Origin of the sequence: Psychrobacter sp. KCTC 72983 (genome assembly GCF_014280455.1) — a bacterium.
Lineage (GTDB): Bacteria > Pseudomonadota > Gammaproteobacteria > Pseudomonadales > Moraxellaceae > Psychrobacter > Psychrobacter pacificensis.
Genome location: NZ_CP060390.1, coordinates 183,923 through 205,573, shown reverse-complemented (window position 1 = coordinate 205,573; position 21,651 = coordinate 183,923). Strand labels below are relative to the sequence as shown.

At 42.9% G+C, this 21,651-nt stretch carries 18 protein-coding genes; 8 read left to right on the top strand and 10 right to left on the bottom strand.

Going from position 1 to position 21,651, the window contains the following annotated elements:
• Positions 1-22: 22 nt before the first annotated feature.
• The 5 genes from PSBA01_RS00815 to PSBA01_RS00795 all read right to left on the bottom strand — a co-directional run bounded on the left by PSBA01_RS00815 (position 23) and on the right by PSBA01_RS00795 (position 5,832).
• Entirely contained in the window at positions 23-637 is a 615-nt protein-coding gene (locus PSBA01_RS00815; protein ID WP_058024136.1) for a glutathione S-transferase N-terminal domain-containing protein, read from the bottom strand.
• Positions 638-834: 197 nt separating this feature from the next.
• Positions 835-1,551, bottom strand: a complete 717-nt coding sequence (locus PSBA01_RS00810; RefSeq protein ID WP_186474770.1) for a cytochrome c1 — start codon at positions 1,549-1,551, stop codon at positions 835-837.
• Entirely contained in the window at positions 1,551-2,771 is a 1,221-nt protein-coding gene (locus tag PSBA01_RS00805; RefSeq protein ID WP_416383524.1) for a cytochrome b, read from the bottom strand. Before PSBA01_RS00805 ends, PSBA01_RS00810 begins: the two co-directional genes overlap by 1 nt.
• 7 nt (positions 2,772-2,778) lie before the next feature.
• Positions 2,779-3,363 (bottom strand): ubiquinol-cytochrome c reductase iron-sulfur subunit, encoded by a 585-nt coding sequence (gene petA / locus PSBA01_RS00800; protein WP_186474769.1) that lies wholly within the window; start codon positions 3,361-3,363, stop codon positions 2,779-2,781.
• Positions 3,364-3,888: 525 nt separating this feature from the next.
• Positions 3,889-5,832, bottom strand: coding sequence for an ATP-binding cassette domain-containing protein (locus PSBA01_RS00795; RefSeq protein WP_186474768.1), 1,944 nt, complete (start codon positions 5,830-5,832; stop codon positions 3,889-3,891).
• 239 nt (positions 5,833-6,071) lie between these two features.
• Between PSBA01_RS00795 and PSBA01_RS00790 the strand changes: the two genes are divergently transcribed.
• From PSBA01_RS00790 to PSBA01_RS00780, 3 genes are all read left to right on the top strand, one after another.
• Positions 6,072-6,329, top strand: coding sequence for a SlyX family protein (locus PSBA01_RS00790; protein WP_186474767.1), 258 nt, complete (start codon positions 6,072-6,074; stop codon positions 6,327-6,329).
• 219 nt (positions 6,330-6,548) lie between these two features.
• A complete protein-coding gene (locus PSBA01_RS00785) occupies positions 6,549-7,760 on the top strand; it encodes an OmpP1/FadL family transporter (protein WP_071001280.1) in 1,212 nt (403 codons plus the stop codon).
• Positions 7,761-8,131: 371 nt separating this feature from the next.
• Positions 8,132-9,487, top strand: a complete 1,356-nt coding sequence (locus PSBA01_RS00780; protein WP_186474766.1) for an outer membrane protein transport protein — start codon at positions 8,132-8,134, stop codon at positions 9,485-9,487.
• A gap of 464 nt (positions 9,488-9,951) precedes the next feature.
• Here the strand turns inward: PSBA01_RS00780 and putP are convergent, their stop codons facing one another.
• Complete coding sequence (gene putP, locus PSBA01_RS00775) at positions 9,952-11,451, bottom strand: sodium/proline symporter PutP (protein WP_186474765.1); 1,500 nt, start codon at positions 11,449-11,451, stop codon at positions 9,952-9,954.
• A gap of 475 nt (positions 11,452-11,926) precedes the next feature.
• Positions 11,927-12,799 carry a LysR family transcriptional regulator gene (locus PSBA01_RS00770; RefSeq protein WP_071001286.1) on the bottom strand — a complete coding sequence of 291 codons (873 nt, stop codon included), beginning with the start codon at positions 12,797-12,799 and terminating at the stop codon, positions 11,927-11,929.
• A 472-nt stretch (positions 12,800-13,271) separates the two neighbouring features.
• Between PSBA01_RS00770 and leuC the strand changes: the two genes are divergently transcribed.
• From leuC to PSBA01_RS00745, 5 genes are all read left to right on the top strand, one after another.
• Entirely contained in the window at positions 13,272-14,690 is a 1,419-nt protein-coding gene (gene leuC / locus PSBA01_RS00765; RefSeq protein WP_186474764.1) for a 3-isopropylmalate dehydratase large subunit, read from the top strand.
• A gap of 141 nt (positions 14,691-14,831) precedes the next feature.
• The gene (gene leuD / locus PSBA01_RS00760; protein WP_186474763.1) at positions 14,832-15,482 is read left to right on the top strand and encodes a 3-isopropylmalate dehydratase small subunit; all 651 of its coding nucleotides are present in this window, start codon (positions 14,832-14,834) and stop codon (positions 15,480-15,482) included.
• Between the two features lie 155 nt (positions 15,483-15,637).
• Positions 15,638-16,357, top strand: coding sequence for a hypothetical protein (locus PSBA01_RS00755; protein ID WP_186474762.1), 720 nt, complete (start codon positions 15,638-15,640; stop codon positions 16,355-16,357).
• A gap of 39 nt (positions 16,358-16,396) precedes the next feature.
• Positions 16,397-17,500: a 3-isopropylmalate dehydrogenase gene (gene leuB / locus PSBA01_RS00750; RefSeq protein WP_186474761.1), complete on the top strand. Its 1,104-nt coding sequence runs from the start codon at positions 16,397-16,399 to the stop codon at positions 17,498-17,500.
• A gap of 294 nt (positions 17,501-17,794) precedes the next feature.
• Complete coding sequence (locus PSBA01_RS00745; RefSeq protein ID WP_186474760.1) at positions 17,795-19,060, top strand: L,D-transpeptidase family protein; 1,266 nt, start codon at positions 17,795-17,797, stop codon at positions 19,058-19,060.
• Between the two features lie 258 nt (positions 19,061-19,318).
• Here the strand turns inward: PSBA01_RS00745 and infA are convergent, their stop codons facing one another.
• The 3 genes from infA to PSBA01_RS00730 all read right to left on the bottom strand — a co-directional run bounded on the left by infA (position 19,319) and on the right by PSBA01_RS00730 (position 21,618).
• Positions 19,319-19,540, bottom strand: coding sequence for a translation initiation factor IF-1 (gene infA, locus PSBA01_RS00740; RefSeq protein WP_021814850.1), 222 nt, complete (start codon positions 19,538-19,540; stop codon positions 19,319-19,321).
• A 121-nt stretch (positions 19,541-19,661) separates the two neighbouring features.
• Positions 19,662-20,501 carry a tRNA pseudouridine(38-40) synthase TruA gene (gene truA / locus PSBA01_RS00735; protein WP_186474759.1) on the bottom strand — a complete coding sequence of 280 codons (840 nt, stop codon included), beginning with the start codon at positions 20,499-20,501 and terminating at the stop codon, positions 19,662-19,664.
• A gap of 43 nt (positions 20,502-20,544) precedes the next feature.
• Positions 20,545-21,618, bottom strand: a complete 1,074-nt coding sequence (locus PSBA01_RS00730; protein ID WP_228724604.1) for an asparaginase — start codon at positions 21,616-21,618, stop codon at positions 20,545-20,547.
• Positions 21,619-21,651: the final 33 nt, after the last annotated feature.

Here is a 21,651-nt window from a genome sequence, read left to right as displayed (position 1 = left end):
GCAGCTTCTTATACTTGTCTAATCAACGTACGCTTTTTTGGAAGCTACTACGCTCAAACACTCTCGTTTGATATTCAAATAGCGGACGGCTAATCGCGCGTGGTAGCTCAATCCCCATTTCATCCAATCGCCATAATAGGGGTGCTAATAACACGTCACACCAACCAAACTCATCAGCCATAAAATAAGGCTTATGAGCGAACAGCGGCGACAGAGTAATCAATGAATCACTGAGTTGTTTTTTGGCAACGGCAGCCTGTGCTTTGTTAAAACTATCTGGATGCGTGAGGAGGCGCTTGCCAAGTACGAGCCAATCACGCTGAATGCGCCAAGCCAATTGGCGAAACTGTGCACGTTCCTGCGGTGTCTCAGGGAGCAGTTTGTTTGTGTGATAACGCTCTTCAAGATATTCAAAAATAACATTAATCTCATAAAGCGCAATCTCACGCTGCTGCAATACAGGTAAGGTATGATAGGGATTAAGCTCAGTCAAATCTTCAGGGCGCTCGGAATGCAGACGAGACAAATAGTAAGCAAGCTTTTTTTCTTCAAGTAATAGGCGTACCACATGACTGTCGTAGCCGTCATCAGCATATAAAATTAGCTGACTACTTGGAATGTCATTCGCATCAATCATGAAAGCCTAATGTTAAGAGTGAAGGTTGTCATCGTAAACAAACTCGCAACGTTTATCAAGGCAGTGTACGTAAACATTAGCGCTGAGTGGCTTATTTTCCGGCTTATCTGGTATTTCAGCTTAATGTCAAAGCACAAAAAAAGGCACTACCGAAGTAGTGCCTTTTTTAATTATCAGAACTGTCTGCTAATTATTACTTATTTGACGTCTTTCCAGAATTCTTTGTTCAACAAGTAAACTGGGATGAGTAGTACTAACAAGAATAAAATAACAAAGAAACCAATGACTTGACGGTCGTGACGAGCAGGCTCACCCATCCAAGCCATAAAGTTGACTAAGTCACCAACTTCAGATTCAAATTCTTCTTGGCTTAGCTCTTCTTGCATATTATGCAATACGTGGGGCATAGCAGCATTGGCCAGTACTAAGTTGTTAGCGCCCCAAGGACGACTTGGATCTTCATAGAATGATAATAGGTATGTGTATACCCAGTCATCACCGCGCAGTCTCGTCTCAAGTGACAGATCAGGAGGTGCAGCACCAAACCAAGACGCTTGAACCTCAGGGTCTATCTCAGCAGTAATGTGGTCACCGATTTGATCGGTGGTAACCATCAAATACTTTTCAACCAACTCAGGCGGTATCTCTAAATCTTGTGCAATACGCGAGTGACGAACATACTTGGCTGAGTGGCACCCAGCACAGTAGTTCATAAAGATTTTCGCGCCGTTCTGTAGTGAGCCTTTATTGGTAAAATCAATTGGGGCTGTACTACAGGCCAAATGCTCATCAACACCTTCAGCATTGGTAAAAGTGCCACATCCGTGACCGCCAGCTGCCATTGCACTACCAGCGGTTAAGGTCAATGCCGCGCCTAAGCCTAGACCCGCTAGGGATTTGATTAGCGTGCTCATTAGTGACCTCCGGTAACGCGTTCTGGTGGCTGTTTACACTTCTCGATGGCAGTGTAAAACGGCATCAGTAAGAAGAATAAGAAATATAGAATCGTGAATACACGAGCCATAATAGTCGCAGTTGGCGTTGCAGGTGTCGCACCTAAATAGCCAAGTACGATAAAGCTAATAGCAAAGACAGTTAGTGCAATCTTAGACAAGATACCTTTGTAGCGTATTGAGCGTACAGGTGATCTGTCGAGCCACGGTATCAAGAATAGTACAGCGATGGCCGCACCCATAGCGATGACCCCGCCCAGCTTACTTGGAACCGCACGCAAGATTGCGTAGAACGGTGTGTAGTACCATACTGGCGCAATGTGTGCTGGTGTTTTCAGTGAGTTCGCTGCTTCAAAGTTAGGTGGCTCAAGGAAGAAGCCGCCGCCTTCAGGGAAGAAGAACACCACCGCAAAGAAACAGATAAAGAATACTACAATACCTACCATATCATGCACAGTGTAGTATGGATGGAATTCGATACCGTCTAATGGTACGCCATTTTTGTCTTTTAGCTTCTTAATATCGATACCATCAGGGTTGTTAGAACCTACATGGTGCAATGCGACAATGTGCATGAAGACCAAGCCCACAAGGACCAATGGAATAGCGACAACGTGTAGCGCAAAGAAGCGGTTTAGGGTGATACCTGAGATGATATAGTCACCACGTACCCACTCAGCAAGACCGTCACCGATTACCGGCAGCGCCGCAGGAAGGTTTAAGATAACCTGAGCACCCCAAAATGACATGTTGCCCCAAGGGAGTAGGTATCCAAAGAAACCTTCGGCCATAAGAGCCAAATAGATGCCCATACCGATGAGCCAAATAAGCTCACGAGGTTTTTGATATGAGCCGTAGAGCAGTGCTCTAAACATATGCAAATACACCACGACAAAGAACGCTGAGGCGCCAGTCGAGTGCATATAACGGATGAGCCAACCGCCTTTGACATCACGCATGATGTATTCTACAGACGCAAATGCGCCCTCGGCACTAGGATTGTACATCATCGTCAGCCAAATACCAGTCACCAACTGGTTGACCAATACGACCATTGACAATACGCCAAAGAAGTACCAAAAGTTAAAGTTCTTTGGTGCGTAGTACTTTGACATGTGGTATTCGTAGGTTTCAGTCGCTGGGAAACGCGCGTCCACCCAATGCATTAACTTTTTACCCATACTCATATTAAGCCTCCCCAACCGTCAAAATGGTACCATCCATACCATATTCTGGAACGGGTAAATTAAGCGGTGCAGGAACGCCACTATATACGCGGCCTGCTAAGTCATATTTTGACCCGTGGCACGGACAGAAAAACCCGCCGTACCAATCATTGCCACCTAAATCCACCGCGCCCACATCAGGACGGTAGTTTGGTGCACAGCCCAAGTGCGTACATACGCCCTCAACCACCAAGATCGATGGATCGATAGAGCGGTTGGTATTTTTGCAGTATTCAGGTTGTACCGATGCTGCAGATTCAGGATCTGACAGTAATGGTGTTACAGATTCCAACCCTGCGACCATGTCTTCTGTGCGTTTAACGACATAAATAGGTTTGCCACGGTATTTGACAACAATCATTTGTCCATCTTCGATAGCACTAATATCTTGGGTTACTGCAGCCCCTGCAGCCTCAGCTTTAGCGCTTGGGTACCAAGAACGGACAAAAGGTGTAGCCACGGCAGCTACCCCAGCTGCACCAATCGCGGCAGTTGAGGCAATAAGAACTCTACGGCGTTGTACATTAACGCCTTCGGCTTGGCTCATTAATACTTCCTCCAGGTGAATGAAATGGGATTATCCCACACTGGGTTTGTGGCTTAGAAAATATACAATATCAAGCCACTTTAGCTGTGCCTAATTTTGCTAATTGTTACTATTCTAAGCTATTTCGGTGATAAAATAAATTATTGCGTTAAAAATAAAGCAACCTTAATAGGGCATATTAGGGGGTTGAATATGACAACCATATTAAAACAGTCGGATTATCAATGTTTAACGCCAACTTTGCTTTTATAGGGATTGTAATTGTCATGACCTTATAATTAATAAGGATTTCTCAGCAATAGCGAATGATACTTGAAATTACGAAAATGTTCACTAACTTTCACCATCTCACTACTGGATAAAACGTCATAAAACGAATATCACCACTCTATATATAATAAAGTGGTGATGCTTTCAGAATAATTAATAATGCTTTATCAGACTATCAGAAACTTGTTTATCGAAATACGCAATGCAAAGTACATATGCGATATTCTAATAAATGTGGCTAGAGAAGTGCCATTATTAGCCTTCAAGCTCGCTCCAACGCTCAAGCTTACTCATCATTTCATCTTCGATTGTCAATAAACGCTCACTTGCGGCTGTCGCTGCATCAAAGTCGGTATTAAACCAAGAGCCATCAGCCAATTTTTCTTGTAGTTGAGTTTGTTCGGCTTCGAGTGCAGCGATTTCTTTTGGTAAGTTATCCAATTCACGCTGCTCATTATAATTCAGCTTTTTGGCTGCTTTTTTAGGCTTGGTATCTGCGCCAGATTTATTTGCCGCTTTTTTGCTGACCGCATTATTGGCAGGTGTTTTTGCGGCACGTGCTGCCTCTTCTCGGGTTTTTTGCACCAAATACTCTTGGTAGCCGCCGACATACTCTTTGACGATGCCATTGCCATTTTCATCCTTGTCAAATACCCAAGTGGAGGTGACCACGTTGTCCATAAATGAGCGGTCATGACTGATCAGCAAGATGGTACCGTTAAAGCTGCTGACCGACTCTTCTAATAGCTCAAGTGTCGCCATGTCCAAATCGTTGGTCGGCTCATCGAGTACCAAAATATTAGCAGGTTTCAATAACTGCTTGGCCAGCAATACACGGTTACGCTCACCACCAGACAGTGCTTTGACAGGGGTACGTGCACGCTCTGGTGCAAATAAGAAGTCTTGTAAATAGCTCATGATATGTGTCTTGCGGCCGCCAACTTCGACAAAGTCAGAACCTTCTGAGACGTTTTGCGCGACGCTGGCTTCAAGATCTAGCTGATCACGCAGCTGATCAAAAAACGCGATTTTTAGATTGGTGCCAAGCGTGACGCTGCCGGTCTTGGTAACCTCGTCATCCGACATATCGAGTAGGGCTTTGATAAGGGTGGTTTTACCAGCACCGTTAGGGCCGACAATACCGATTTTGTCGCCGCGCATAATAGTGGTCGTAAAGTTGTCAACCAGTACATTACCCTCATATTCAAGGTGCAGGTTTTTGACTTTACAGACCAGCTTGCCGCTTTTTTCGCCTTCACCCATGGTGATATTGACGTTGCCGACTTGCTCGCGGCGGTTTTTTCGCTCTTCGCGCAGGGCTTTTAGTTCACGGACGCGGCCTTCGTTACGGGTACGACGGGCTTTGATGCCTTGACGAATCCACACTTCTTCTTGCGCCAGTTTTTTATCAAAATTGGCATTGTTTTTTTCCTCAGCAAGTAGCTGCTGCTCTTTTAGCTCTTGATAACGAGCGTAGCCTTTGGCGCCTTGGGTGACGTCATAGCTGGTCAATTGACCACGGTCAAGCTCTACAATACGAGTCGCAAGCTTATCAACGAATGCTCTATCGTGGGTGACAAACAGTAGAGTTAGACCTTGCCAATCGAGCAAGAAGCGCTCTAACCACTCAATACTATCAACGTCTAGATGGTTGGTTGGCTCATCAAGTAAGAGTACATCAGGTTTGGTGACCAGCGCACGCGCGAGCAAAACGCGGCGCTTACGACCACCAGAGAGTGATGACAAATCATCTTCCGGATCAAGTCCCATTGTTGTGATCAGACGCATGGCATCACGTTCTAAGTCCCAGCCATGGACGGCGTCGATATCATGCTGCAAGGTCGCCATGTGCTCGCAAGCGTCCATGTCGCCATTGGCGCACATCTCCACTTGCTTATTATAGTTAATGAGCAAGTCAGCTGTGCGGCGGCTACCGCCCATGACGATATCAAGTATGCGTCCGCTCGACTCGGGGACGTCTTGCTCAAGCATCGCAACACGCATACTGCTGTTGGTGATGATCTCGCCACTGTCAGGCTGCAATGAGCCATTAATCAGTTTGAATAAGGTGGATTTACCTTCGCCATTGCGGCCAATCAAACACACACGCTCGCCTGAATTGATAGAAAAATCAATACCATCAAGAACAGGCGCGACGCCAAACGCTAAGTGAATGTCTTTTAAATGAATCAGTGCCATAGAGTATCTTAAGCTTATATAATAGTGAGGTAGGGGTTGTTGCAAAATTGCCAGCAGTATAACATGCCACCGCGCAACTGTAGTGCGAGTAAATCGTTTTATCAGTACTATTTATAGCTTTTATTCATAGTGGCTATTTTTGATTAGTATGATGGGTTTAATGATGCCACTTAGGTTTTGCCACCTATTTTACTTGCTAAACCTTTCCACCTTATATTTACGATACTTTAGAGAAAAATATGAATCAATCTAATAACAAAGATGCTGCTGCGAGCATACAAGACGACTTGCAAACCCAAGTAATTGATCTGCAAATGAATGTAGCGCACCTTGAGATTACAGTAGAGAGACTTGATGAGGTGATTGCACGTCAAGATAAAGATATTCAAACATTACAGCGTCAGCTACAACTGATTTATAAGCAAATAGAAAATCAAGACCCAGAGAGTGGTATTGCCCCATTTGATGTGATGGCGGATAAACCACCACATTACTGAAAAATAATAGCAAGTAAGATAACCAATAGTAAATAGTCGCAATATGTATATTTTTAGATAAAGGTACCCTTTGGTGACTTAATAGTCATAATATGGAAATAATGTATTTTGGCAGTTGTTTTAGTGTTAAAAAATCTTTACTATCTTCCACCTCGGATGCTGCTTACTTAAGAGAATTAAGTAAAGCAGTAAAACAATGCGGATGTTTGGAGATGTAAAATGCGCGCCACCTTTCACTTAAAAACTCTTGCAGTAGCTGTTGCTGCTCTATCTGTCGCTAGCGCTGCTAGTGCTGCTGGTCTTGACCGTTCAGGCCAAGATGTCACCGCATTCCTACAAGATGGTACTTATGCTGAAGCTGTCTATACCTATATCGATGCGGACGTGACGGGTAAAGATACTTCAGGTAATAAGATTGATGATATCGCAGAGTCTTATGACTTTTTCCGTTATGGCGTAAAAGCAGACATCAACGACACGTTTAGTGTTGGCGTCTTATATGATGAGCCTTTTGGCGCAGCCGCTGACTATACTGGTGATAATAACTTTGTAAATGCAAACGGTGAGGGTACTAACGTAGAAGTACGTACAGAGAGTATTACTGGTATCCTTGGTGCGAAGTTTGGTCAAAATAAAAACTTCCAAGTATACGGTGGCCCAGTTGCTCAGCGCGTAAAGGCAGATGTAAAGCTACGCGGTCCTGCTTATGAAGCTGCGAACGGTTACACTACGAATATTAATGCTGATCAAGATTACGGTTATATCGCAGGCGTAGCTTATAGCAAGCCTGAAATTGCGTTAAAAGCATCATTAACATACCGATCGGAAATCGAACATAACGCTCAAGCATCTGAAATTTATCCTGTTGTAGGTTCTGGTCTTATACCAGCTCCTGTGGTTTCTGCACTTGGTCTGTCAACAAACAGAGTTGATAGTATTGAAATAACTACGCCTGAATCAGTGAACTTTGATTTTCAAACTGGCATCAACCCTACAACCCTAGCGACTGCCAAAGTACGTTGGGTACCATGGAGTGATTTTGCTATCGTACCATCACTATATAACGATGTTAGCAAGATTTCGACTCAGGATGATAAGGGGTTAGCGTTAGTTAGCTATGATGACGACCAATGGCAAGTAGAGCTAGGATTGGCTAAGCGTGTCGCGCCAGCACTTGCTATCAGTGGTACTGTTGGTTGGGATAGTGGTGCAGGTGACCCAGTCACCTCATTAGGTCCTATCGAAGGCTATTATAGTGCTGGTCTTGGCGCGAAATATAATGTGACCGAAAACTGGGCGATATCTGCTGGCGGTAAATACTTATGGTTCGGTGATGCCAAAGGTCAAATCCCAACTAAGACGATCGTTAGTGATTTCGAAAGTAACGATGGTTTTGTATTGGGTGTAAAGGTATCTTACCAAGCTCAGTAAATCACAAATAAATTATGTGATATTGTTTGCTACTAATATAAAAAAGCGATCCTTTAAGGGTCGCTTTTTTATTATGTGTTTTTAAAAATCACATTTAACAGACTATAGGTAAAAATATTTATTTTCTGACTATAGACCTTACCGTAAAAATCACATTAAAGACAAAAAGTAAACCACAGTATTTTATTTATATCTTATATGTACTGTTCAGTCATAATTGAGAAATAAAGCACTTTTAATGTTGTTTTAGTGTCAAAAAGACATTAGTATTCAACTTAGGACAAAACTTTAGTAATATCAATATCGAGCATAGCAATGCTACATAATGGTTATTAAAGTATTAATACAACAAGGATCGTTGGAGATACACAATGCGCACTACCTTTCATTTGAAAACCCTTGCAGTAGCTATTGCTACTCTTTCTTTCGCTAGCGTAACCAACGCTGCTGGTCTTGATCGTTCAGGTCAAGATGTCACTGCTTTTTTTCAAGATGGCACTTACGCTGAAGCGGTCTATACTTATATTGATGCTGATGTAAGCGGCTACGATAGTGCGAATGTCAACCCTGGTCAAAATGACTATGAGCGCGGCAATAAAACGGGCGACATTGCTGAATCTTATGACTTCTTCCGCTATGGCGTAAAAACTGATATCAACGACACGTTCAGTGTGGGTGTACTATATGATGAGCCTTTTGGTGCTGCTGCTGAATACACGCAAAGTAATTTTGTGGCAAGTGAAGACAGGAATGCTTCAGGAGGGGCTTTGGTAGGTGATGGTGTAGACCCACAGACTGCAGGTGCTATAGCATTAGCTGAGTCAGCCACTGCAGGCGAGAATACTAACGTTGAAGTTCGTAGCCAGAGCTTGACTGGACTACTTGGAATGAAATTCGGCGCGAATAAAAACTTCCAAATTTATGGTGGTCCAGTTGCTCAGCGTATCCAATCTGAAACTAAACTGCGTGGCTTAGCTTATGGACCTGCTACTGGCTATACGTCAAACAGCAATCCTGATATGGATTATGGTTATATCGCAGGTATTGCCTATAGCAAGCCTGAAATTGCTCTAAAAGCAGCGTTGACTTATCGTTCTGAGATTGATCATGATATAGATATCTCTGAGAATTATCCTATAGCAGGTATTTTGGCTCAAGGAGCTGCTTTGCAGCAAGGAGCGACTCCAGCACAGGCAGCGGCTATAGGGGCTGCGGCTGCTAACCGCAACAGTAATTATGAGATTACAACCCCTAAATCAGTCAACTTTGATTTCCAAACAGGTATCAATCCGACTACTTTAGCAACGGCAAAAGTGCGTTGGGTACCATGGAGCGATTTTGTCATCACACCACCATTATATAATGACGTTAGTAAACGTAATTACGGCCCTGATGGTTTGGACTTGGTTGAATACGATGATGACCAATGGCAAGTGGAGCTTGGTCTTGCCAAGCGTGTTGCACCAGCACTTGCTATCAGTGGTACTGTGGGTTGGGATAGTGGTGCCGGTGATCCAACAACGTCGTTAGGTCCTGTCGATGGCTATTACAGCGTCGGTCTTGGTGCCAAATACAACGTGACGGAAAACTGGGCCGTGTCGGCTGGTGGTAAATACTTATGGTTCGGTGATGCAAAAGGTCGTCTACCTAGTGGAAAAATCGTTGGTGACTTCCAAGATAATGATGGTTATATTGCTGGTTTGAAGATTTCTTATCAAGGAAAGTAGCTTCCTTATATAACTGTTGGATAATAAAAAGCGGCCTATCATAGGTCGCTTTTTTATTGATTCCAATATTTTGAAGTGAATAAAAACTCTTAGATATGGAAAGATATTTAGAGTGTTTTACAGAGAGTAAATTAATAACTGATAGCTACAACCTACTTACTACTCATATGTTGTTATACGTGTGATATCTGCCTTCCAGTTGATTGAATGATAAGCAATGTATCCATTGTCGCTACCTATATGATAGTTAGCTATCCATATAGGTAGGGGCATGTTTAGACAGATTCATTTGGCAATAGTACATAGCTATTCTATTAAGAGTAGATACTCATAATAGAAGGTTAGAGCAGCCTTCCTACTTATAATAGTAGCTACTTACATCATAATTAATAGCTACCAATAAAAAAACTCGCCATTAGTAGCGAGGTTTTTTTATAGTGATAAGGTCAAGTTACTGTATAAACCTACTTGTTCAGGTTCAATTCCATCTCTTTGTATTTAGCGGCGACTGGTTCTCTTGGACCGCCCGTCATGATACTGACTACAAAAATAGCGATGGTACTTAAGATAAAGCCTGGAACAATAGCATATAACCAGCTATTTAGTGCCATACCATCTATTTGGAAAGGACCATAGATCCATAAGATAACCGTCAATGCACCCACAACCATACCAGCTACGGCGCCATTACGGTTCATGCGGCGCCATGTGAGACTGAAAATAACCAACGGCCCAAACGCTGCACCAAATCCTGCCCATGCGTTTGATACTAGGTTCAATACTGAGCTGTCTGGATCAGAAGCTAACAAGATAGCAACAATAGCGACTACGACAACTGAGATACGTCCAACCAATACTTGACGAGCTTCTGGTGCATCTCTGTCAAAGAATAGTTTATAAACGTCTTTGGTTAGTGAGCTTGATACTACCAATAACTGCGATGAGATGGTACTCATGATGGCCGCTAAAATCGCTGCTAATAGGAAACCTGAAACCAACGGGTGGAATAGGAACTGAGTGAATACTAAAAAGATAGTCTCAGGATCATCTAACGTCATAGCTGTCTTTTGTACATAAGCACGACCAGCAAAACCAGTCATGAGCGCACCAATAAGACTGACAATCATCCAGCTCATACCGATATTACGTGCAGTAGGCACATCTCGTACTGAGCGGATTGCCATAAAACGCACAATAATATGCGGCTGACCAAAATATCCTAAACCCCATGCCATAAGTGAAATGATACCGATGATACTCATACCGCTAGTAACATTTAGTAGGCTTGGATCAATGTTTCTAACGGCTTCAGTCGTGGCTGAAACACCGCCAAGATCTGTAAAGGCAACGAGAGGTACAATGACCATCGCAAACAGCATGATGATACCCTGAACAAAGTCAGTCATCGATACTGCTAAGAAACCACCGAATAGCGTGTAACCGACAACGACGCCAGCAGTCACCCAAAGTCCTGTGGTGTAAGATAGGTTAAGTGAGCTTTCAAAAAGCTTACCACCGCCTACGAGACTTGCCGCTGTGTAAACAGTAAAGAATAAAATGATAACCAAAGCGGAGATTACACGCAGCATATGCGATTTATCTTCGAAGCGGTTGGCAAAATAGTCAGGTAAAGTAATCGCATTATCAGCGACTTCGGTATAAACACGAAGACGCGGTGCTACGATGATATAGTTTAAGAAGGCACCAAGGGTCAAACCAAGTGCGATCCAAATACTCACCACACCATCTGCATACATATAGCCTGGTAGTCCGAGTAGCAACCAACCTGACATGTCCGATGCGCCTGCTGAAAGTGCAGTAACTGCTGGACCTAGATTACGTCCTCCTAAAAGATAACCCTCGGTATCATTGGCTTGCTTAAAATAAGCATAAACACCAATTCCAATCATCACTAAAAAATAGGCGCCAAGTGATATAAGCACGCCACTAGAAACTCCGTTCATATAAGTTATCCTTAACCAACATCGTTGGCTTTAATTATTTTTTAACTATAAAAGTTCTGTCTTAAAAGACGATGCCTCAAACAAAATATCTCAAACAATGTCTAAAGACAAAAAAAGCCATTAATTAAGACATAATGGCTTTTTTCAGTATCTTTTGTAGTTTTATATGATTGATGTCGTTATATGGCTAGCACTCATATAGAGATAGAGAACAATGGGAACCTCGCATTCCACTTATCTGCTGTTATTGCTCGCATCTGCTATTTATATATGAGTATTAGCAACCTACATAACCAATCAGCGAAACCATTAAACCTACTGTTAACCATCATATCTTACTAGAAGTATTCAATATATGACTATCAGTGTCCTTGTGGTAAATTTTTGTTATTAAAACAACGTCAAGCATATTATAACGTATGAGAGTCACGAATGCGAATAGCTTAAATACCTAAATTGTTGTATTGGGATGTTTTTACTCAATTGGCGCCAGCAAATCTAGTAGTGCGGTTACGCTACTAGATTGTGTTAGCTTCGGATTGATAACCACACCTAAATAGCGTTGTAACTCAATGTTGTCTGCCATATCGATACGTTCCAAATCTTGACTGACCATAGTTTGCGGAAGGACTGACCAACCCAGTCCAACAGAAACCAGCATCCGAATAGATTCAAGCGGATTGGTACTCATCGTGGCATAAGGTTTTAGGTTATGCTTAGCAAACTCAGCCAAAGTAATCTGACTGGTAAAGGTATTGGCAGACGGTAGAATAGCAGGATAGCGTGCTAACTGCTCTAAAGTGACATTAGATTTGGTCGCTAGAGGTGACAAAGTACCCGTCATAAAATACAGGGGATCTGACCAAAGCGTGTGATAGGTCAAGCGTTTATCGTATACAGGCGGTAGCGTGACAAACGCCAATGACAGATCGCCGTCCAGTACTGCTTTGTGGGCCTTTTCTGAGTCAACAAAATGAACTTCTAACTGAACAGCAGGATAAGTCTGAATAAAATGCTTAAGCACGGGTGCTAGATGATGTAAACCAATATGATGGCTTGTGCCAATTACAAGCTTGCCAGAGACGATATGCTGAGAGTGTTGTAAGTTAATCTTGAAGTTCTCATAATCTTCCAACCAGCGTTTTGCATGTGGCAGCATCTCAATAGCAGCCTGCGTAGGTACAATCCCGCGGCCTACAGTATCAAATAAAGTAATGTTAAACTCATCTTCTAAGTTTTTGATGCGCTTACTGACGGCAGGCTGAGTGATGAACAGCTTTTCTGCGGCACCTGAAATACTGCCAGTGTGCATAACGGTAACGAATGTCGTCAAGTTTGTGGTGTTCAAACGGATTTCCTTAGCTACTTTATGAGCTATAAATAAAAGTGGGCTGAGCCAATGATAACGTATTAAAAATAAAAGTTTGCATCTGGTTAAAAATCATCAATTATTATTATAGGATTTGCCTGCTATAATCACAAGATATCAAGGCGTATTGTCACATATTTATTCTTTTAAGTTGATTATTTGCAGTCTCAAGCGTGTTTAGGCGCTGCTTATAGCCACAAATCTAAAATTATTAATGAATAATATTTATACTACACAAAATATAGCAATTCTAGAATATATATTTCAATATCATTGATTAGGTAGAAGTTATTGCAAAATGATGCTCTCACACAAATCATAAAGAGCTATCATGCAGTTAAATACGACATTATAGATAAATCTAATCGTTAATTGAACAAACAGAACCTTAGCTTACCAACAGGTGAGCAAGCGAAAATCAAGTCAGTAGTAATTAATAAAGGATAGCATCATGGCCGGTCAAACTTTATATGACAAACTTTGGAATGCTCATGAAGTCACCAAGCGTGACGACGGTTCGAGCTTAATTTATATCGATCGCCATCTGTTGCATGAAGTGACGAGTCCACAAGCGTTTGAAGGGTTGGAGCTTGCCAATAGAGCACCATGGCGTTTGTCTGCCAATATCGCCAGTCCTGACCACAATGTGCCAACAGTCACCAAAGAGCGCTCAGCAGGTGTCCCTGGTATTAAAGACAAGGTATCACGTCTGCAGGTTGTCACATTGGATGAGAACTGCACCAAATTTGATATCGCAGAATTTACAATCAACGATGCGCGTCAAGGAATTTTGCATGTCGTTGGTCCTGAGCAAGGTCTTGTATTGCCAGGTATGACCGTTGTTTGCGGTGATTCGCATACAGCGACACATGGCGCACTTGGTTGCTTGGCACATGGTATCGGCACTTCTGAAGTTGAGCACGTATTGGCAACGCAGTGCTTGATCCAAAAGAAATCAAAAAATATGCAAATCCGCGTCACTGGTCAACTTGGTGCGGGCGTGACCTCAAAAGACGTCGTGCTGGCCATTATTGCGAAGATCGGTACGGCAGGCGGAACTGGACATGCGATTGAATTTGCAGGTCAAGTGTTTGAAGACATGAGTATGGAAGGTCGTATGACTGTCTGTAACATGGCAATTGAGGCTGGTGCTCGCGTGGGTATGGTGGCTGTTGATGATACGACGATAGACTATGTTAAAGGTCGCCCGTACGCGCCAAACGAGTCACAGTGGCCACAAGCTGAAGCCTACTGGCGTACATTATATTCAGATGATGACGCAGTATTTGATACCGTGGTTGAGATCGATGGTAGCCAAATAGCACCGCAAGTATCTTGGGGTACCTCGCCTGAGATGGTCGTTGATATCACCCAATCGGTACCGACACCTGACCAAGCCATTGATGAAGCCCAAGAAGAGGGTTGGTTACGCGCTTATACCTATATGGGTTTAGAAGCTGGTCAGAAAATCACGGACATTCAGCTTGATCGTATATTTATTGGCTCATGTACCAATTCGCGTATCGAAGATTTGCGAGACGCTGCAGCAGTGATCAAAGGACGTAAAGTGGCTGATAATATCAAAGAAGCCATCGTTGTTGCAGGTTCTGGACAAGTAAAACTACAAGCAGAGGCTGAAGGTTTAGATGCTTTGTTTACCGAAGCGGGTTTTGAATGGCGCGAGCCGGGTTGTTCAATGTGTCTTGCCATGAATGCTGATAAACTTGAGCCGCAAGAGCATTGTGCATCGACGTCTAATCGTAATTTCGAAGGTCGTCAGGGTAATGGTGGTCGTACGCATTTGGTCAGTCCAGCAATGGCCGCTGCAGCAGCGTTGGCAGGTCATTTTGTAGACGTTCGTACGTTTTAAGACTGATAATAAGTAGCTGACATCATGCTTATATCAACGATAAATATATGAGCATGGTGTCAAAACGGTAAAAATTTATTTACTGTTTAATACGCTTATCAAGATCGTCAGCCAGCAAAAATATAATTGATAGGAAATTTTATGCAAGCTTATAACACCCAAACCGGTATCGTTTGCCCACTTGATCGCGCAAACGTCGATACCGATCAAATTATCGCAAAACAGTTTTTGAAGTCTATTAAACGTACAGGCTTTGGCGTGAATTTATTTGATGATTGGCGCTATCTTGATGAAGGATATCCAGGCCAAGACCCCAGCACACGTGTTATCAATCCAGACTTTGTATTGAATAAACCCCGCTATCAAGGCGCTACTATATTGCTAGCACGCAGAAACTTTGGCTGTGGCTCTAGTCGTGAGCATGCACCTTGGGCACTTTCTGAGTATGGCTTTCGTACGGTTATCGCACCAAGCTTTGCTGATATCTTTTACAATAACTGCTTTAAAAATGGCATGTTACCGATTGTACTAGATGAAGCAATTGTGGATACTTTAATGAAGGCGACTGTTGCCAATGAAGGCTATGAGCTGACGGCAGATCTTGAGCGTCAGTTAGTCATCACGCCAACAGGCGAAGAGTATGCCTTTGAAGTGGATGCTTTTCGCAAACATTGCTTGTTAAATGGGCTAGATGATATCGGTTTAACCTTGCAGCAAAGCGATGCTATCAAAGACTACGAGCATAAAATGATGCAAAAAACGCCGTGGATCTTTAACGACGTACGCGCTTAGGTAAGGATTTTATGATGCCTTGCTCACAAAACTGCTGGCCAGTCGCAACGCATCGTTGAGTTATGGCGGTGAACTAGCTAAAATGAAGGGTAGTTTTTGACACATTTTATTATCTTCCTTATAAATTATCTTTCTGATAAACAGTAGCCGCCATTATGAATAAAAAACGTTATGCTCTATCGACAAGTACGATTGTTGCTGCAAGCTTATTTTTGTCAGGCTGCCAGCTATTGACGGGCTATCAAAAAATAGATGAGGCAGAAAGTGCGAAAGCGTGGGTAGGTAAGATCCAACCCGTTGCTGGCGAAGTAAATATCGCGTGCGTCGGTACTTACCACTGTGAAATCGTGCAAATAGATAAGACACTGGTTATTTCTCCTGATAATCATGAGCCAGTTAATCCTCAGATTGTAGAGGCTTTACCAAGTTATAAAGGTACTGCAACGCCCCAAATGAGCATAGAGATGACACCGCTCATGAGTAAAAACTCTATAAAGATAGTGCCATTAGCCGCATCTAGCATGCCAGGGTTGACCAACTATTATGCACGGGTGATGCCTGCAAAACGTGAAGTCCATGTCAATTTTTATCCAGAGAATAACATGGGATACGTTGAGCGTTTTGCGATGATTCATGATTTTGCGGACGCAGGTACTTACGAGTTACGTGCTTATCAAAAGAAAAGTAGTGAAAAATCTGGCAGTTTGTTGGATACAGCGTCGCCTGAGCCTTTATGTATTGATCTATTACAAGGTAATAAGGTGCAGCGCCGATTCTGTAAACAGTTAGAGTCTGAGCACCAAGGTGAGTTTGTAGAGACAGGCATGGTCAAAGCAGTGACGTCAGCATCTAAACCTAAAACGACCACAGCGTAATAAAAATTAATTGATAAAAATATATCCAAAAGGATTAGTATGGCAACAATTTTAACATTAGCGGGCGATGGTATTGGCCCTGAAATCATGACTCAAGCCATCAACGTGCTCAAAGCCGTCAATGAGAAGTTTTCACTTGATTTGACATTAGAGTCTGGATTGATTGGTGGTGTGGCTATTGATGCCACAGGTGAGCCTTTACCTGATGAAACATTAGCGCGTGCACGTGCAGCAGATGCTGTATTATTAGGCGCTGTCGGCGGCCCTAAATGGGATACGATTGAACGTAGTAAGCGCCCTGAGCGCGGTCTGCTTAAAATCCGTGGTGAGCTGGGTTTGTTTGCCAATTTACGTGTGGCAAAGCTTTATCCGCAGCTAGCCAATGCGTCAAGTATCAAGCCTGAAATTATATCTGGTTTAGATTTGCTGATTGTTCGCGAACTGACGGGTGGCATTTATTTTGGCGAGCCACGTGGTATTCGCACATTAGAAAATGGTGAGCAGCAAGGCTATAACACGATGGTGTATAGCACCAGTGAGATTCAGCGTATCGGTAAAGTTGCTTTTGAGTTAGCAAAAACCCGTGCCCAAGCCGCAGGTACAGCTGCCAAAGTATGTTCAGTAGACAAAGCCAACGTCTTAGAAGTGACTGAGCTGTGGAAACAAACAATGATTCAGATGCAGCAAGCAGAGTATAGCGATGTGGCGTTATCCCACATGTATGCTGACAATGCTTGTATGCAGTTGATTAAAGATCCTAAGCAGTTTGATGTCATGGTAACAGGCAATATGTTTGGTGACATTTTATCTGATGAAGCGGCAATGTTGACCGGTTCTATTGGTATGCTGCCATCAGCGAGCTTGGATGAGAATGGCAAAGGTATGTATGAGCCATGTCATGGTTCTGCGCCTGATATCGCTGGGCAAGATAAAGCCAATCCATTGGCGACTATTTTGTCTGTCGCTATGATGCTGCGTTATACCTTTAAGCAAGAGGAAGCCGCACAAGCGATCGAGCAAGCAGTCAGTGATGTGCTTGATGATGGTCTGCGTACGCTTGATATTTTAGACAGCAGTGAAGCTGGACTCAAGCAAGTGGGCTGTCAAGAGATGGGGCAAGCGGTATTGGCTAAACTGGTATAAGTCAGCTAATCTAATGTAGACCATTTTAAGGTAGTTTTTACAGTTTAATCTCGTTCATTTTATACCCATAAGTTGCTGAGCAATTTATGGGTTTTTTCTGTTATATGGTATTGAGTCATGCCTTATTGTAAACGGATCAGTGCGTTTGTTCACCCTCTTAACAAATGCACAGTAGGAAGAGTCAGTTATTAACATAAAGCTGTTAGGGAATAGTGGCAAGACTATGGCAATATATTTCTATAATAAATTTTTCGATATTTTTTGATATATGGTAACTATTTAGGGAGTTTTTTTATGTCTCAATTACTTAAGGTTAGCAGCCTTGTTATAGCGATGGGTACAGCGTCCGCATTATTAGTAAGTTGTAGTAGCAATGCTAATAATAGCGCACAAACGGCTAATGACAGCAAGTCGTCTAATAGTGGTATGACAGGCACTACAACAGATAATAATAACCATGCAGGAACCGAAGCAAAGATGAGTACTAGTAGCAACCAATCTACTAGTAACCAAACTAATAGCAACAGTATCAATGCTGATACGATGGACAGCACGATGGCTGATAGTAACGATATTAGTCCAGTAACCAACGGTGTTAGTCAGCAAATAAATGGTAATAGCAAAGCCGCAAATTCGCTAAATGAATTACTAACCAAAATTGAATACAGTACAGAAAATCTATCAGAAACTGCTAAAAAGGTAAATGAAGCAACATGGAAAGCTGATACCAAAATTGATCGTAATGTTGCTACCAAATTACAAGCGCTACTGAACTGGAATCATAGTGGTGTGGGTGCAGTGGATGGCTATTGGGGCAAAAACACGCGTAAAGCCATGCAAGCTTTTCAAAAGGCTCAAGGATTACCAGTAACTGAAGCGGTCAATGAAGAGACGTGGCAAGCATTAACTAAGAACTCTACGCTTACTTCACAGCCTGTATTGGTCAGTTATCAGCTGACAGATGCTGATGTGAATGTCAAAACTACCCAAATTCCTGCTAGTGCTGAAGCCAAAGCCAAGCTAGATGGTATGTATTATGAAAGCGTCCTTGAAGCCTTGGGCGAAAAATTTCATATCAGTCGTGATTATCTCAAATCGCTTAACCCAAATGCCAATTTCAAAAGTGGCGAAACCATCATTGTCTATAACCCAGGAAACCCTAATACAACACCAGTGAGCCGAGTGGTCGCTGATAAAGACACGCAAACCCTATATGCATACGATGACAGTGACAATCTGGTTGCCAGCTATCCAACCACAGTAGGCAGCACAGCAACACCTTCACCAACGGGTACGCATAAAGTCAAAGTCAAAATTCACGAGCCAAATTACACCTATACTAGCGATAATGGCAAAAAATCTATTATCCCGCCAGGCCCTAACAATCCCGTTGGTGTGGTATGGATTGGCCTTAGCAAACCATCGTATGGCATTCATGGATCACCCGATCCTGAACGTATCAGTCGTCAGGCATCAGCAGGTTGTGTTCGCCTCACTAACTGGGATGCACTGAGCCTATTAGGTGTTATCAAGAACGATGCCACTGTCGAGTTCAAATAACTCATCGTTTAATTATTTCATAAAACGCAGACAAAAAAAATACCGCTGAAATTTAGCGGTATTTTTTTATGGTAAAACAAACAGCAAACACGAAATAGCTAAAAAAGTGATAGGCAATAATGAGCAGGTTAGCGTTTTCATTATTATTATCAGTCAAACCACTCAAGCGTCTATATCAGCTATCAGCGATAAAGTAGCTATTTGGTTATTGGCTGTATTTTTATAAATACTTTTATAACCATATGAGTTGGCGAGTATTTAGTTTTTACCACGGTAAGTAATACGACCTTTAGATAGGTCATAAGGGGTCATTTCAACCTTAACTTTATCACCTGTTAAGATACGAATATAGTGCTTACGCATCTTACCTGAGATGTGTGCAATGATTTCGTGTCCGTTTTCTAAACGAACTTTGAACAAAGTGTTAGGAAGGGTATCAATGACTTCGCCTTCAAATTCGATAATATCGTCTTTTGCCATAATTTGTATCAATCAATTAAAAATAAGCCCATATTATACGTAAGTTAGCGGATTAAAGCAATACAGAACCTGGTTTTGACTTGACAGCATGTAAGTGATATGTATGCTAATTTACACTGATTTAGTCAGGTAAGTTTAACCAAATCGGTGTGAGGGGTGCTTGCGGCAATAGGCGCTGGAAATGCTCAGGATAATAGGCATTGATGAAATACAAGCCATCCCCTGAGGCCGTAGGCGGCGCAATTGTCCGATCCTCTTTGCTCAAAATGTTTAAAAAGTCTGCTGGCTCTAACTCATGTCTGCCAATCGCGTATAGCGTACCCATCAAGTTACGAACCATGTGATGCAAAAATCCATCTGCCTGTATATCGAACACTATAAACTGACCATGAGCGAAAAGGTCGGCATGACTGACGGTACGTACTGGCTGATTGGATTGACAGGCTGCCGCACGGTAGCTGCTAAAATTGTGAGTACCAACGATATCGGCAGCTGCCTTTTGCATCGCTGCTAGGTCTAAAGGCTCATAGATATGGGTAACCTGATGATTGAGTATCGCAGAGCGCTGCGCTTGATTAAGGGTGATATAACGATAACGACGAGCAATCGCACCAAAACGCGCATGGAAATCAGCTGGCATCGGCTGAATCCAGCGCAAAGCAATATCGTCAGGCAGTAGGCTATTGACACCGCGTAACCAGTTATGAGTAGGGCGATACGCATGCGTGGTAAAATGAGCAATCATATTGCTGGCATGAACACTGGCATCAGTACGTCCAGCGGCGATGACTTCGACGGATTCATTGGCGACCTTGCCGATAGCGGTTTCTAGTGCTTCTTGTACACCCAGCACTTCTCGTTGTCGCTGCCAACCATGATAGTGCGTACCCAAAAACTCAATCGCAATCGCCAAAGTATAGGTTGGTGAACGTTCAGGTTCGATAGTTTCAATCTTAGACATTTTGGTTTCTAAGCTTATAAAGTTGGAATTAATTAAGGAGCATTTATCGCTTTTTGATGCTTGTGCCAGGCTGACTGACATTATTCAACCAGCGCTGTCGACGTCTTGCTGGACTGTCATAGCGCAGTAGCAACCATAACAACCGTGCATAAATAGCAGGGATGGTTAAGCGTCCACCAGCAATAACGTGGTAGTCATATTGCCAACTGCCTGCCGCGTAGCTGTCGCTCACACCGCCAAACGGACATTGACTGGCAGATATCACCATGTGTCCATGCTCGTGAACCAAATCAAGCGTCTTTGCTAGTGCAGCTGAATAGGGAATATTCCCCGCGCCAAATCCTAATAGGATAATGCCACAAGGCGGCTGTGATAATAACGCTTGTAGTTGATTATTGAGCACCTGAACATCATTAGGTAAGCAGTATAAAGCATGGATCTTGGCCTGCTCAGCACTTGCTTTGATATTGGGTAGTAAGTCTTGCTGATCATCAAGCCAATGCTGCCTACGGGTATCTGAGAGATTTTTTATATAACTGTTGGCTGGATACGCTGCTCGAGAATGCCCAGTAAATGCCATAAGGTCATGGCTGTGAATTTTTTGCACCGTTTGTGCAGGCCACGATTCGCCGCCAAAGCTAATCTTGACACCTGATTCACCAGCCGCAGCTAGCTTCAATGAGTCGTTAAGGTTGCCCCAAGCGTCGCTATGAGCATCGATATCGTAGGAGTGAATCACTTCACTATCTAATAACGGCCGCATACTTCCAGTAACCACAATACAAATATCGCTACCGGCAAAAGCTTCTGCTAAAAATGCACCTAAATAACTCAACGTGTCAGTGCCACTAATCAGGACAAAGCGTTTATCACCTTGATTATAAGCATTCAGTAATAGCTGATAAAAATGTACAAAATCAACTGGCGTAAGCTGGCTACTGTCTTTGATCAGCGTGTTGTCTAGCCATGAAATCGTGAGTGAACCAGTCGTATTGCCTTGCTCAGCCAATAGCTTTTGTAGCGTAGGTAAAAAGATGTCTGCCGATAGCGGCGCTAGAGGTTTGCCATAGCTACCAAAGGTACCACCAGCATAGATTAATTGAATGGAGTCAGACATAGTTTTGGTCATAAAAGAAGATGGCATAGTATC